15 protein-coding genes and 1 riboswitch are annotated in these 15,009 nt (G+C 39.5%); of the genes, 3 read left to right on the top strand and 12 right to left on the bottom strand.

Annotation, left to right across the window (positions count from 1 at the left end):
* Positions 1 to 258: 258 nt before the first annotated feature.
* From rpsD to JX304_RS04650, 12 genes are all read right to left on the bottom strand, one after another.
* The gene (gene rpsD / locus JX304_RS04705; RefSeq protein ID WP_003002210.1) at positions 259 to 870 is read right to left on the bottom strand and encodes a 30S ribosomal protein S4; all 612 of its coding nucleotides are present in this window, start codon (positions 868 to 870) and stop codon (positions 259 to 261) included.
* A 205-nt stretch (positions 871 to 1,075) separates the two neighbouring features.
* Positions 1,076 to 1,807, bottom strand: coding sequence for an ABC transporter ATP-binding protein (locus tag JX304_RS04700; RefSeq protein WP_205011486.1), 732 nt, complete (start codon positions 1,805 to 1,807; stop codon positions 1,076 to 1,078).
* On the bottom strand, positions 1,800 to 2,795 hold the full coding sequence (locus JX304_RS04695) for an ABC transporter substrate-binding protein (protein ID WP_205011485.1): 996 nt from the start codon (positions 2,793 to 2,795) through the stop codon (positions 1,800 to 1,802). The genes JX304_RS04700 and JX304_RS04695 overlap by 8 nt, the downstream gene beginning before the upstream one ends.
* A 62-nt stretch (positions 2,796 to 2,857) precedes the next feature.
* Entirely contained in the window at positions 2,858 to 3,610 is a 753-nt protein-coding gene (locus tag JX304_RS04690) for an ABC transporter permease (protein ID WP_205011484.1), read from the bottom strand.
* Between the two features lie 76 nt (positions 3,611 to 3,686).
* A riboswitch (TPP riboswitch) is annotated at positions 3,687 to 3,788 on the bottom strand.
* A gap of 43 nt (positions 3,789 to 3,831) precedes the next feature.
* A complete protein-coding gene (locus tag JX304_RS04685; RefSeq protein ID WP_003009183.1) occupies positions 3,832 to 4,104 on the bottom strand; it encodes a Veg family protein in 273 nt (90 codons plus the stop codon).
* 1 nt (position 4,105) lies between these two features.
* A complete protein-coding gene (dnaB, locus tag JX304_RS04680; protein ID WP_205011483.1) occupies positions 4,106 to 5,464 on the bottom strand; it encodes a replicative DNA helicase in 1,359 nt (452 codons plus the stop codon).
* Between the two features lie 25 nt (positions 5,465 to 5,489).
* Positions 5,490 to 5,942: a 50S ribosomal protein L9 gene (gene rplI / locus JX304_RS04675; protein WP_205011482.1), complete on the bottom strand. Its 453-nt coding sequence runs from the start codon at positions 5,940 to 5,942 to the stop codon at positions 5,490 to 5,492.
* Positions 5,939 to 7,918, bottom strand: a complete 1,980-nt coding sequence (locus tag JX304_RS04670) for a DHH family phosphoesterase (RefSeq protein WP_205011481.1) — start codon at positions 7,916 to 7,918, stop codon at positions 5,939 to 5,941. The genes rplI and JX304_RS04670 overlap by 4 nt, the downstream gene beginning before the upstream one ends.
* Positions 7,919 to 8,113: 195 nt before the next feature.
* The gene (gene mnmG, locus JX304_RS04665) at positions 8,114 to 10,024 is read right to left on the bottom strand and encodes a tRNA uridine-5-carboxymethylaminomethyl(34) synthesis enzyme MnmG (protein ID WP_205011480.1); all 1,911 of its coding nucleotides are present in this window, start codon (positions 10,022 to 10,024) and stop codon (positions 8,114 to 8,116) included.
* A gap of 9 nt (positions 10,025 to 10,033) precedes the next feature.
* On the bottom strand, positions 10,034 to 10,489 hold the full coding sequence (locus JX304_RS04660) for an NUDIX hydrolase (RefSeq protein WP_205011479.1): 456 nt from the start codon (positions 10,487 to 10,489) through the stop codon (positions 10,034 to 10,036).
* Between the two features lie 137 nt (positions 10,490 to 10,626).
* Positions 10,627 to 11,748, bottom strand: coding sequence for a tRNA 2-thiouridine(34) synthase MnmA (gene mnmA / locus JX304_RS04655; RefSeq protein WP_205011478.1), 1,122 nt, complete (start codon positions 11,746 to 11,748; stop codon positions 10,627 to 10,629).
* Positions 11,749 to 11,950: 202 nt separating this feature from the next.
* Positions 11,951 to 12,493, bottom strand: coding sequence for a LysM peptidoglycan-binding domain-containing protein (locus JX304_RS04650; protein ID WP_205011477.1), 543 nt, complete (start codon positions 12,491 to 12,493; stop codon positions 11,951 to 11,953).
* A gap of 229 nt (positions 12,494 to 12,722) precedes the next feature.
* On the opposite strand from JX304_RS04650, the gene sdaAB reads away from it, so the two are divergent.
* Genes sdaAB through JX304_RS04635 form a run of 3 tightly spaced genes read left to right on the top strand, consistent with a single transcriptional unit; the run spans position 12,723 to position 14,907 of the window.
* Complete coding sequence (gene sdaAB, locus JX304_RS04645; RefSeq protein ID WP_205011476.1) at positions 12,723 to 13,394, top strand: L-serine ammonia-lyase, iron-sulfur-dependent subunit beta; 672 nt, start codon at positions 12,723 to 12,725, stop codon at positions 13,392 to 13,394.
* Positions 13,395 to 13,403: 9 nt separating this feature from the next.
* The gene (sdaAA, locus tag JX304_RS04640) at positions 13,404 to 14,276 is read left to right on the top strand and encodes an L-serine ammonia-lyase, iron-sulfur-dependent, subunit alpha (protein ID WP_205011475.1); all 873 of its coding nucleotides are present in this window, start codon (positions 13,404 to 13,406) and stop codon (positions 14,274 to 14,276) included.
* A gap of 1 nt (position 14,277) precedes the next feature.
* Positions 14,278 to 14,907 (top strand): HAD hydrolase-like protein, encoded by a 630-nt coding sequence (locus tag JX304_RS04635; protein ID WP_205011474.1) that lies wholly within the window; start codon positions 14,278 to 14,280, stop codon positions 14,905 to 14,907.
* Positions 14,908 to 15,009: the final 102 nt, after the last annotated feature.

Raw genomic sequence — 15,009 nt, 5'->3', positions numbered from 1 at the left:
TATCTTTATAAGTTAATTTCATAATAAAAACACCCCAAAAGTTAGATTTTTCTGTCTAACTTTTGGGGTGCAGTTCATTTTGTCTCAGGCTTTTTTTTATTAGAATATTACGGTTTTAAGAAAACAAAAAAGCCGTCTCGTTCTATGAGATGGCCATGGAATCAATCGAGCAAATATCTAAGCAAACCCAGAAGTCAACGGTTTAAGACAAAACAAAAAGCCCACTGTTGTAGGCTTTCTGCAAGTTTTTTCTTAAAATTAAAGCATTTTGTTGTAGAATTCAACGACAAGTGCTTCGTTGATTTCTGGGTTGATTTCATCGCGTTCTGGAAGGCGAGTCAATGAACCTTCAAGTTTGTCAGCATCGAATGATACAAATGCTGGACGTCCAACTGTAGCTTCAACAGCTTCAAGGATAGCTGGAACTTTAGCTGATTTTTCACGAACTGAGATCACTTGACCTGGAGTTACGCGGTATGAAGGGATATCAACGCGTTTTCCGTCAACAAGGATGTGACCGTGGTTAACGAATTGACGAGCTTGACGACGAGTAGTCGCAAGTCCAAGACGGTAAACAACGTTATCCAAACGACGTTCCAAAAGAAGCATGAAGTTGAAACCGACAGTCCCTTCTTTAACTTTAGTAGCTTGTACGAATAAGTTACGGAATTGTTTTTCACCAAGTCCGTAAGAGAAACGAAGTTTTTGTTTTTCAGCTAATTGCAAACCGTATTCTGACAATTTTGAACGGTTGTTTGGTCCGTGTTGACCTGGTACGTAGTTACGACGTGCCAATTCTTTACCTGTACCTGTAAGTGACAAGCCAAGACGGCGAGATTGTTTCCAAGATGGTCCTGTATAACGTGACATTTGAAATGTCCTCCTATAAAAATAATTTTTGTAGGAAATAACGTTTTAGACAAACCTGATTCGTTCAGAAAGCCTTCGCCCAAACAGCAAAGGTTACTTTTCTAGCTGACTTCCTGTTGACGAGCTTCATTTTGTCCTGCTGTCATTTCGCACAAATTCTATTCTATCACGGAATAGAAACTTTGTAAAGTCCTTCAAAACAATTTCAATGAAATTCAGCCAATAATTCTATGATTCGTTTTTTATACTGCAATTGCTGCCAGTCCCTATCCGTTGCTGGATCCCATTTTAAAGGAAGATCGGCAATAATTTCACCGGGATTATGATTCAAGATATAGATCCGGTCACTCAATGTCAAAGCTTCTTCGATACTATGGGTGATCACCAGAGTGGTGAGACCAAGACGTTCCTTACTTTCTAGATACCAGTGATAAAGATCCTGCCTTGTCAATTCATCTAAGGCACTAAAAGCTTCATCTAATAGGAAAACAGAATGCCCCAAAAGATAAGTCCTTAATAGCGCCACTCGTTGTCGCATCCCTCCACTCAGCGCATTGGGATAAAGGTTGGCGATACTTCCTAACTTGAACTCCTCTAACAATTTTAGAGCTGTAGATGTCGCCTCTTCCTTAGGAATCTTTTTTAATTGAAGGGGAAGAATAATATTTCCCAATACCGTCTTGTGTTCCAACAAAAGATCCTTTTGCAGCATATAACTGACTTTCCCAAAGGAGATAGGGGCATTATCTACTTCTATAGACCCCTCTTGCAAGGGCAGAATACCTGCAATTAAATTAAACAAAGTTGATTTTCCAACCCCGCTAGGACCTAGAATAGAAACAATTTCCCCTTTTGGCACTTCCAAGGAAACCCTATTTAAAACCGCTTTATCACCGTAAGAGAAACTTACATCTTTTACTGTTAAAATATCAGTCACCTACCAATTCATTTGTGAAACCTTTGTCTCTTAAATCATTTGAGACTAAGCCTTGTTCTTTAGCCCAAGCATAGAAAGCATTCCATCTTTTGGCATCAAATTGTCCCCACTTATCCTTATCAGAAGCATATTGACTTGAAAGGTATTTTTGAGAAGCCAAGACAAAATCGCGTTGGTTGGCCAAAGCAGGAGCCTGTTTGATCAGGATATCTGCTGCTTCTTCAGGATGTTCCATCGCATATTGGTATCCCTTCTTGACAGCTTGAATAAACTTCTTGGCTTCTGCTTTATGCTCTTTCAAATAATCATTGTTGGCTATAATAACAGGCGAATAATAGTCGAACTCTGGAACAAAATCTTTCATATAGAAGAAATTGGTCTTCATTCCTTTTTGTTCTGCCAAAATTCCATCCCAACCATGATAAATCCAAGCGGCGTCAAAGACATTGTTTTCGATTGGAGTGATCGAATTGGAGTCACTATTTGGTACTAACTTGACTTGATCAAACGAAGCTCCTTCCTTTTTCATCAAGGATTTGATCATTCCCAATTCAATAGGATCATTCCAAGTCCCGTAACGCTTTCCAGCTAAATCTTTTGGACTGTTAATAGCTGCATCTTTTCGTGAAATAATTCCTGATGTATTATGCTCAACGATAGCCGCAACAGCTGTAATCCCAGCTCCTTTATCTAACTTCTTAGCCATAGAATCTTGGAAATAAATACCAAACGGAGCTTTCCCATTAATAATGAGATCTGAACTACTGTCTTCAGGTGGAAGTTTTAAATCCACATCCAAGCCCGCTTCTTTAAAGTAACCTTTTTCTTTTGCAACATAAAGCCCTGTATGGTTGGTATTGGGAGTCCAGTCAAGGATAAAATCAATCTTTTTCAACCCACTTGACGAATCTTTGACAGATTTTTGACAAGCAGATAAAACAAATACACTAAATAAAAGCGTGAATACAATGGTCATATATTTTTTCATAGAGAACACCTCATTTACATTATTGTCAATCTATATTTACAAAATTTACAGCATTGTCAATTCTATTTCCATTTTAGAATTCTCCTTTCTAGTAGGTCAACAAAGAACATTCCCAATAAGCTAATAGCAGAAATTAACACAATAATCGCAAACATTGTATCGTACTGAAACAACTTCTTCGACTGAATCATATAGACTCCTAATCCATCAAAGCCCCCTAGCCATTCTGACACAACTGTACTGATAAAAGCATAGGAAACACTCACACGCAAACCTGCAAAAAAGTATGGGAGTGTTGCGGGGATCTTATAGTGAAATAAGGTTTGAAATCGATTGGCTTGCATAATCTGAAATAACCGCAAAATATCCTGATCACAATGTCGAAATCCGTCTAGGAGACTCACAACAATGGGAAACACCACCGTAATAATGATCAAGACGAGTTTTGGGAATACACCGTAACCAAACCAAAGAACCAGAATTGGAGCTAGAGCAATCGTTGGTATGGTCTGAATAACCACCATAAAAGGATAGAGCAGATCATTCAACCATCCAAAACTATCCATCAGAATGGCCAAGATAGCAGCCAGCACAATCCCCAATACAAGCCCGATTAAGGCAACTTGAAGGGTGGACAGGCTATGATGAAGCAGCAAAGCACGATCTCGAATAAAGGCTGCCACAATTTCAAGTGGGGTTGGCAATACGAATTTTGGCAAGATCGTTAAAAAACCTGCGACTTGCCAAAAAACAATTAAGCCAACAAAGCCAGATGCGCCAATCAACTGCTTTGAATATCTTTTTGCAAAGGACATATAACCCTCCTTTCTTTTCAAATAAAAAAACGCCTCCAAACTAGGAGACGGATTGCACAAAGTCACACATAAAGAAACATACATTTCCTGTATTCCCTACGCTGGCATTACCCAGATCAGGTGTGGTCGAAGCTTACACTTCCTCTCAGACTGTACACAGACTCCCATATATATTTATTATAATAACCGATTTTGATCTAAAATGCAAGAACTTTGTTGCATTAATCTAAATAACGAATCAAATTCTTTTCTGTTAAAATATCTGAATAGGTGTATGACTCAACATAAGTATTTGCCGGTTCACCTGGTAGGCTATTGTCATTTGTATACTCAATGATAAACAAGGACGGATAGACCTCAATCAAGCGTCCAAATTTATTTTTTTGACGTTTCCGTCCATTTTCAAGCGTCATTTCAACCACTTGTCCTTCATGGGCCTTGATTTCTTCTTTAATTTTTTTCATTTTTGCAACATCTGTAAATGCATCACTCATCTTATTGCTCCTCTCTCTTTGAAATACTTGAGAATTTATTGTATTCCTTTTGGAATATTAATTCGACTGTCCCACGCGCACCAGAACGGTTTTTCTCGATAATAACCTCTACCGTGTTGTTGGGCATCCCTTCTTCTTTCTCGTCTCCAGAACGATCATAATAATCGTCACGATACAAGAAGGCTACAATATCTGCATCCTGCTCAATCGATCCAGATTCACGAATATCTGAAAGAACAGGTCGTTTATCTTGACGCTGCTCCACACCACGAGAAAGTTGGCTCAATGCAATAACAGGAACCTTCAATTCCTTAGCCAAAATCTTTAATTGACGAGAAATCTCTGAAACTTCTTGTTGGCGATTTTCTCTTCCAGTCCCTGTAATCAGCTGCAGGTAGTCAATCAGAATAAGACCGAGATTCCCTGTTTCCTGTGATAATTTTCTTGCTCTCGAACGAATCTCAGTGATCCGAATTCCTGGGGTATCATCGATGTAAATACTCGCATTGGCCAAATTACCTTGGGCAATAGCATATTTCCGCCACTCTTCATCCGTCAATTGACCTGTACGAATCGAATAGGATTCAATCAATCCTTCAGCTGCTAACATCCGGTCAACCAAACTTTCAGCACCCATTTCTAATGAGAAAATAGCCACTGTTTTGTCCAATTTGGTTCCAATATTCTGAGCAATATTTAGTGCAAAGGCCGTTTTCCCGACTGCAGGACGAGCCGCTAAAATAATCAACTCTTCCTCATGTAGCCCCGTCGTCATATGGTCCAAATCGCGATATCCTGTCGCAATACCCGTAATATCAGAGGTTTGAAGCGAGCGAGCTTCCAAACTACCAAAGTTACTATTCAAGATGTCTCGAATATTTTTAAATCCATTACGATTTGTGTTTTCACTAACATCAATCAGAGCTTTTTCAGCACCCGCAATGATTTCATCTGAAGGGTTTGCCCCCTCATACGCTTGATTGATACTTTCTGTCAAGCGAGAGATTAACCGACGGAGAACTGCTTTTTCAGCTACAATTTTTGCATAATACTCTGCATTGGCCGACGTTGGCACTGAATTAATCACTTCTACCAAATAGGAGAGTCCACCTATATTTTGCAGATCTCCTTGGCTATCTAAGATATTTCGGACAGTCGTCGCATCAATCGCATCTCCACGGTCAGCTAGATCGATCATGGCTTTAAAAATCAAACGGTGCGAGTACTTAAAGAAATCGCCAGGCTCGATATATTCACGAACAAAGACCAATTTCCCCTCATCAATAAAGATGGCTCCCAACACTGATTGTTCAGCTTGGATGTCCTGAGGTTGTGTTCGTAACTCTTCTATCTCAGCCATAAAAAAACCTTTCTATCGAACGTGTTTACCCTTCGTTTACACGAATATTAATCACACCTGTAACATCTTGATAAATTTTTACAGGGACGTCAATCAAACCTGTTGAACGAATTGGAGAGGAAACTTGAATATGACGTTTATCAATTTTAATGCCAAATTGTTTCTCAAGTTCTTCTGCAATCTTTTTATTGGTAATAGAGCCGAAAGTACGGCCATCTGGTCCAATTTTTTCCGTAAACTGAACAACAGTTGCTTCGTTCTCTAATGTTGCCTTGATACTTTGCGCCTCTGCTACTAATTCAGCATGCGCTTTTTCTTCTGACTTTTGCTTTCCACGAAGTTCCCCGATTGCTTGGGCATTGGCTTCTTTCGCAAGATTTTTCTTGATCAAAAAGTTTTGTGCATAACCAGTAGGCACTTCTTTAATTTCGCCTTTTTTACCTTTACCTTTTACATCCGCTAAGAAAATAACTTTCATTCTACATTCTCCTTTTCAATAATTACTTCGTTTTCAATAGTCTCAATCAGTTGTTGACGAATACTCATCAAATCTTGACCCTCAATTTGAGAGGCTGCCGAATTGAAATGACCACCTCCACCAAGCTGTTCCATGATACGCTGTACATTGACTTTGCTTCGACTTCGAGCAGAAATCGAGACAGTCCCACTTTGATTGCAAGCAATGACAAAAGTTGCTTCCACCTCAGACATGGCCAGCATACTATCAGCCGCCTTACTAATGGTTACTGAATCATAAGCTTTCGTCGTATTGGCACAAGCTACGATGATATGTGGCAAAATCTTTTCACCAGTTAAGATCAGTTCGTTCACTTCGCGGTACTCATCAAACTGAATAGCAGAGATCTCCTGGATGGCTACACTATCACTACCTCTTGAGCGAAGGTAACTCGCCACATCAAAGGTCCGACTTGTAACACGAGCAGAGAAGTTCTTGGTATCCAGCATGATCCCAGCCATCAAGACACTAGCTTGAATCTTCGTCAACCGATTTTTCTTCGACTTCTGGAACTGAATAAGTTCACTTACCAATTCGCTCGCACTACTTGCTCCACTTTCAATATAAGTGATCAGAACATTTTCAGGGAAATCATCATCTCGACGATGATGGTCAATAACAATAATCTGTTGAAATTCCTGATAAAACTCTTTAGAAAGGGTCAAGGCTGTCTTAGAATGGTCAACCATAATTAACAAAGAGCGATCTGTCACCATTTGCATGGCTTCCTCTAGGGTAAGGATTTTCGTTACCTGCTCTTCTTCTAGTTTCGCAATTGCTCTTGAAATATCACTAGCCATCGCATGCGGGTCATAGACCACGTAAGAAGATGACAAAATATTACTTGAGAAAAACTGCATTCCCACAGACGCTCCTAAAGCATCCATATCTAAGTTTCTATGTCCAACAATGAAGACTTGATCAACGGATTTAATCTTATCTGAAATAGCTGTCATCATAGCGCGTGTTCGAGTCCGAGTCCGCTTAACAGCCGAAGCAGTCCCTCCACCAAAGAAAATCGGATTTTTCTGTTCATCATTTTCCTTGACAACTGCTTGATCCCCACCACGAACTTCCGCAAGGTTTAGGTTCAAGAGAGCTACTTTACCAATCTCATCATGCTCTCCATCACCGTACGAGAACCCCATACTTAAGGTAATAGGTAGCTCACGATTTTTAGCTTCTTCACGGAATTGATCGATGACTGAAAATTTTGATTCCATCAATTGTTCTAAAACCGTGTAGTCTGTAAACAAATAGAAACGGTCCATTCCCACACGTCTGTAAAACATATGGTATTGAGCTGTAAACTCTTCTACAAAGTTGGCGATAAAACTATTAATATTACTAATGTCAGAATCTGAAATGACATCTTCTAGATCATCATAGTTATCAACAGAAATAATACCGATAACAGGACGAGTTGTCACCAACCCCACAGTTGCTTCATACTCACTTGAAACATCAAAAAAGTAAACAACACTAGACGTCTGATCAAAGTAAACAGAATATTTCTTATCGGCTACAGTGACATAGTGTCCTTTATCCTCAAACAGAGTATTGAGCAACTTTTTCAACGACTCAACATCAAAGTCTCCATCATCTGTTGAAAAAATCAATTCAGCATAGGGGTTGAACCACTCTACTTCATTTGATTCTTCATTAATCTTAATAACTCCAACAGGCATTTTATCAAGGAGAGATGCTAATCCGCTTTCTGCCTGATGGTTAACATATTGTATTTGTTCTAATTCATCTAACTCTGAAATTTGTAACTGGTATTCAAATAAAGCAATCAATGCAGCTAAGACTAAAAAAATTGCAACGAGAGTTACATAGCCTTTGCCAAAGATTCTTAAAAAAATTGCTAAAATTGCAAATGAAATAAAACCAATTAACACATAATGGATGAACGATAAACGAAATTTTTTCATCATAAACCTCTTCTCGGAATTATACCATAAATAGAGGTAAAAAGCGAGGTTTCTCTCTATATTACAGAGAAGATCGACCAGTAAAAAGCTCTTCCTCCGCTTCACTACTTTGTAAACAACATTTACAACTGTGTAAATGGCAACAACAGGTTTCAATCCATAAAATTGAGGCTGAAACATCATCTCAGCCTCATTTGATTAGTGATTTGCTTTATTTTTGGAGATGCTCCGAGATTTACCCTCTAAGTAAACCATTAAAATAGAGATATCTGCTGGATTGACACCTGAGATACGACTTGCTTGACCAATCGTTTCTGGATTAATTAATTTAAATTTTTGACGCGCTTCGGTTGCAATAGAGTCAATATCATCCCAGTCAATATTCGCAGGAATTCGTTTTTCTTCCATACGCTTCATTTTTTCGACTTGGTCCATTGCTTTTGAAATATAACCTTCGTATTTAATTTCAGTTTCAATCAATTCAATGATTTTATCATCCAGTTCTTCAGCTGCAGGACCGATAAATTCCACCACATCTTGGTAAGACACTTCTGGTCGTCTCAAGAATTCTTTAGCAGTGACAGCATCTGTCAATGGTTTAAAGCCCATTGCAGCAACCTTCCCATTGGTTTCCTTTACAGGCTTTAATTTAATGCTATCTAAACGCTTCATCTCGTTTTCAAACTGATACTTCTTGGTTTCGAAACGTTGCCAACGTTCATCATCTACCAATCCAATTGATCGTCCCATTTCTGTCAAGCGCATATCGGCATTATCATGACGTAAAATCAGACGGTATTCTGCACGGCTTGTTAACAAACGATACGGTTCGATCGTTCCCTTTGTTACCAAATCATCGATCATGACCCCAATATAACCATCACTGCGTTTCAAAATGAGTTCTGATTTTCCTTGGATTTTTAGCGCCGCATTGATCCCTGCAATAATTCCTTGACCAGCAGCCTCCTCATAGCCAGACGTTCCGTTGGTTTGGCCAGCTGTAAAGAGACCTGAAATTTTCTTGGTTTCCAAAGTTGCCCGTAATTGATGAGGCAAAACCATATCATACTCAATCGCATAACCCGTTCGCATCATTTCTGCCTTCTCAAGTCCCTTAATAGAATGGACGAGATCCCGCTGAACATCCTCTGGTAAACTCGTTGACAGCCCTTGAACATAGACTTCTTCTGTATTTCGTCCCTCAGGTTCTAAGAATAGTTGATGACGCTCTTTGTCAGCAAAACGGACAATTTTATCCTCAATGGACGGACAATAGCGAGGACCTACTCCCTTTACAACCCCTGTAAACATAGGTGCCCGGTGTAAATTATTCTGGATAATTTCATGACTATGACCATTCGTATAAGTCAACCAACAAGGAACTTGATCCTTTACATAATCTTCATCACGCGATGTATAAGAAAAATGATTTGGAGCTTCATCTCCAGGTTGAATTTCCGTTTCGTCATAGTTAATTGACGATGCCTTTACACGAGGTGGAGTCCCTGTTTTGAAACGTCCAATTTCTAATCCTAGCTTTTTGAGATTATCGGCCAAATTAATAGAAGCTAGACTATGATTAGGTCCTGACGAATACTTAAGATCTCCAATGATAATTTCTCCGCGTAAAGCTGTCCCAGTAGTGACAATAACAGCCTTTGCCCCATACTCTTGGTGAGTTGCAGTCCTTACACCAACAACCTTACCATTCTCCACCAAAATCTCATCAATCATGGTTTGGCGAAGAGTCAGATTTTCTTGATTTTCAACGGTTTTCCGCATTTCTTTAGAGTAAAGTTCCTTGTCTGCTTGAGCCCGAAGTGCACGAACCGCAGGACCTTTACCAGTATTGAGCATTTTCATTTGGATGTAAGTCTTGTCGATGTTCTTCGCCATTTCTCCACCGAGTGCGTCTACTTCACGGACAACAATCCCCTTAGCAGAACCACCAATTGATGGATTACAAGGCATAAAGGCCAGCATTTCAATGTTAATAGTCGCAAGTAAGACCTTACAACCCATACGGCTAGCAGCTAGAGAGGCCTCTACTCCTGCATGCCCCGCACCGATTACAATGATATCGTATTCTTCAATAAAATTATAAGTCATGTTTTTCTCCTATTTCTCAAGATGGATGTGTCGTAATTTTCCGTCCCATTCTGGTAAGGCTGTTTTTAAAAATGCTGGTTTCAGGTCAACAGTATGCAAATCATTTAAAGCAATCCACCGGCAAGGTAATTGCTTTGTTTCTTCCTGCATGACCAAAGGCGCATCTTCCAGCAAGTCCACCAAATAATGAAATTCAATGTTATGGTAGTGGATTCCAGCTTGTTCAAAGTGATTTTCAACCACGAAAGCTAACGGACCTGCTGTAGATGTGACACCAAGTTCCTCTTTGACTTCACGAACTACCGCATCTTCTGTAGTTTCATTGACTTGAATAGCACCTCCGATTGTATAACAGCCGTCCTCATCTTCTATGACGAACAAGCGATTATCTTTTACAATCAAAGCAGTCGCTCTCACACCAAAAACAGTAGAACCTATTTTCGTCCGAAAATCCTGTTGCCTCATTTTACTTCCTTTCAAAATCACACAAAAATAGTCAAAACTCTGAGAAGTGCAGGACAAAAAAGCCTGCAACATCCATGAGCTTTGACCATCATTTCTATTGCTTATTTTATTGTATCAGATTGACTGAATTTGTCAATTTAAATATACTGACAAACTTTACCATCTCGATAAGCATTGTCAATCAAACCACCACCGAGACACTCTTCACCGTCGTAAAAGACAACAGCCTGACCTGGCGTAATAGCCCGTTGAGGTTCAGCAAAAATCACTTCTGCCTTGTCACCCTTGACATGAACCGTCACTTTGGAATCTGGCTGGCGATAGCGAAACTTAGCTGTACATTCTAACGTAAGTTCTTCAGGCATCTCTCGTGTAAAGTGAACTTGACTAGCTTGTAAACTTGTTGACATAAGGGCCTCATGATAAAAGCCTTGACCGACATACAGAATATTTTGACTCAGATCTTTACCAACTACAAACCACGGGGCATTGTCTCCACCTTGTTGGCCACCAATTCCAAGTCCACCCCGTTGACCGATTGTGTAATACATCAAACCAGCATGTTCGCCCATATCTCGTCCATCGACAGTCATCATTCGACCTGGTTGGGCAGGAAGGTAGTTGCCTAGAAATTCTTTGAAATTCTTTTCTCCAATAAAGCAGATTCCAGTGGAATCTTTCTTTTTAGCCGTTGCTAGTCCAGCCTCTTCTGCCAACCGGCGAACCTCAGGCTTTTCTAAATGTCCCAACGGGAACATGGTTTTTTGAAGTTGCTCTTGTGACAGCTGGCTTAAGAAATAAGTTTGATCCTTTCCATTGTCAACGCCACGTAACATATGGACAATGCCATCCGCATCACGCGCCACGCGTGCATAGTGCCCTGTCGCTACATAATCGGCACCAAGTGTCATGGCATAATCTAGAAAGGCCTTAAATTTAATTTCCTTATTACACATGACATCCGGATTTGGTGTTCGACCAGCTCGGTATTCGGCAAGGAAGTATTCAAAGACACGATCCCAGTATTCTTTCTCAAAGTTGACAGAATAGTACGGAATGCCAATTTGGTCTGCAACCGCTGCTACATCTTTGTAATCTTCTGTAGCTGTACAGACGCCACTTTCGTCTGTGTCGTCCCAGTTTTTCATGAAGATGCCAATGACATCGTACCCCTGTTGCTTTAACAACAAAGCCGTTACAGATGAGTCGACACCGCCACTCATTCCAACAACAACACGTGTTTTCGAGTTATCACTCATAGATTTCTCCCATCTTTTCGTTTCTCACGATTGAAGGTCGTGGTATGCTTCAACGATTGAAGGTCGTTTTGAGCATTATCAATTGTAACACGCTTTATAGTAGAAAACAAGCATCTTGCCATTCTTCCTGTTGACCATAGTATGTTTCTTTACAGGACTGTAAAGTAAAAAGAGTCCTCGTAAAGAACTCTTCTAAATGGTTTTAATACCAACCATTTGCTAACCAGAAGTTTTTAGCTGCTGACCATGATCCATAACGGTTGACAACATATTGATTGGCCACTTTTTCTTGGTTTGCAGGTGATAAATCACCATTCAAATAAGTGATAGTCAATTGGTAACGACCATAATATTGGCCATTTTGTGCTGTATAACTACCACTTGATTCTTTTTGGGCAATCCATTCCTTGGCCGCTGCATCTTCTGCACTCAAGCCATCTGAAGCAGAGACAGTAGTTGTTGCTTGTGTAGTGTCAGTTTTACTAGTGGTAGCTTGCTCTGAAGTTTTATTCGTTGCATTCACATCTTCAATCTCTAGAACCTGACCAACCGTGATGAGATTCACATTGCTGATCTTATTTTTCTTAGCAATTGCATCAACCGTTGTATTTTTTTCTTTTGCAATAGCTGATAAAGTATCACCTGATTTTACAGTATAAGAATCAGCATTAGCGACAATTGGAAAGAAAAATCCTGCAAGTAAACTTAGTCCAATCACATGTTTCATCATTTGTTTTTTATTCATTATTATGTACTCCTTTATTGGTATACATCTATACTACACAAGAAATATTTCATCTTTATTGAAATTATGTATCAAATATTTCAATTAGATGTTAGAAATGCTAAAGTTCTAGGCTAATATAAATGCTTTAAGGCTCTTTTAAGATTTCTGCTCGTTTTCAGAAAAAATAAAAGCATTCAGAAGTCATATTTGATATAATGAAGTAAATTGATTGTAAAGGAGCAGAGGTATGAACTCTTTAAAATTCCAATCTGTTTTTGATATTATCGGCCCTGTCATGATTGGACCATCCAGTAGCCACACAGCAGGTGCTGTAAGAATTGGTAAAATCGTTTCTTCTATTTTCGGAGAGGAACCAAAAGAAGTCGAATTTCAATTATTTAATTCCTTTGCAAAAACCTATCGTGGCCATGGAACAGATTTAGCCTTAGTAGCAGGCATCTTAGGAATGGACACAGATGATCCTAGAATCCCAGATAGTCTAAAAATTGCACATGAACGAGGCATTCGCATCGTTTGGTCCATCCAAAAAGAAAGCAATGCTCCGCACCCAAATACGACGACTATTACAGTCAAAAATGACCACAAAACAATTTCCGTAACAGGAATTTCCATCGGTGGTGGAAATATTCAGGTCACTGAGTTAAACGGTTTTGCTATTTCTTTAAATATGAACACACCAACCATTATCATCGTTCACCAAGATGTTCCTGGTATGATTGCTCATGTGACAGATGCTCTTTCTCGCTACGATATTAATATCGCTCAAATGAACGTAACACGGGAAAAAGCAGGGGAAAAAGCAATTATGATTATTGAGGTTGACTCAAGAAGTTGCGAGGAAGCTCTTAAAGATATTCGTAAAATTCCTAACCTTCATAATGTCAACTTTTTCAAATAAGGAGTCGGTATGTTTTATTCAATTGTAGACCTCGTAGAACAAGCAAACTCGCAATATGCAGGAAACGTTGCTGAATTAATGATTGCAACCGAATACGAATTAACCGGTCGAGAACGTGAGGAAGTCTTACGATTAATGACACGAAATCTCGAAGTAATGATTGATTCTGTTCGATTGGGTTTAGATGAAAACCATTCACGTAGTGGATTAACCGGAGGAGATGCTGCAAAATTAGATCGCTATATCCAAGCAGGAAAAACCTTGTCGGATGTAACTGTCTTAACGGCTGCTAAGAATGCTATTGCTGTCAACGAACACAATGCTAAAATGGGACTGGTCTGTGCAACACCCACTGCAGGATCCGCTGGCTGCCTTCCCGCAGTTCTTACTGCAGCAACCCAAAAATTAGGTCTAACCCATCAACAACAATTAGAATTCCTATTAGCTGCAGGAGCATTTGGTTTAGTTATCGCCAATAATGCTTCTATTTCAGGTGCAGAAGGTGGTTGTCAAGCAGAAGTTGGTTCTGCTTCAGCTATGAGTTCGGCTGCATTGACACTAGCTGCTGGGGGAACTCCATATCAGGCTAGTCAAGCTATCTGTTTCGTGATCAAAAATATGCTCGGACTCATTTGCGATCCTGTAGCAGGACTGGTTGAAGTTCCATGTGTTAAACGAAATGCAATGGGAGCCAGTTATGCCTTTATTGCTGCTGATATGGCCTTGGCAGGTATCGAATCAAAAATTCCTGTCGATGAAGTGATTGATGCCATGTACCAAGTTGGGTCTAGTCTGCCAACAGCCTTTAGAGAAACTGCAGAAGGTGGTTTAGCTGCAACACCAACCGGTCGTAAATTGCAAAAAGAAATATTTGGAGAATAAGATGCAAGCATTATTATTTGACTTAGATGGAACATTAGTCGACAGTTCAAAAGGCATAGCAAACAGTTTTCAACACACGTTTGACGTATTAAAAGTTCCAGAACCCGATGCCAAAACCATTCGAAGTTTTATGGGGCCACCTTTGATTTCTAGTTTTGAAGCTACTCTTCCTGAAGATTTGGTAGATCAAGCAGTCACTATCTATCGCCAGTATTATCATGAAAAAGGGCAGTATGAATCAACCCTATTTCCTCATATTACTGAAGCTTTGACAGCTTTGAAAAATGAAGGTTTACAGCTTTACGTCACAACTTCAAAATATGAACCAGTTGCTTTACAGATGTGTCAAGATTTAGGTATCGCCAAATACTTTAAAGGAATTTATGGATCAAATTCAGATCGTATCCACAAAGCCGATGTTATTCGATACGCCTTGTCAATCAATAACCTTCCAAAAGAAGAGACAGTCATTATTGGAGATACAAAATTTGACCTCATAGGAGGTCAAATAGTTGGTATAAAAACTATGGCAGTTACTTGGGGATTTGGAGATCTAGATGACCTGCTTCTTTATTCACCAGATTATATTTGCCACACCCCTCTTGAAATTCTTTCAACATTAAAAAAATGAGAGTGGGACAGAAATCGGTAATTCTTTAGAATTCGATTTCGTCGTCCCACCTCCGCACAGTTGAGTAGGGCTGTAAAAGCTGATGAAATCAGCCTAGTAGAG

It is taken from the genome of Streptococcus parasanguinis (assembly GCF_901875555.1).
GTDB classification, from domain to species: Bacteria; Bacillota; Bacilli; order Lactobacillales; family Streptococcaceae; genus Streptococcus; species Streptococcus parasanguinis_H.
This window is presented reverse-complemented; position numbering and strand designations above follow the sequence as displayed.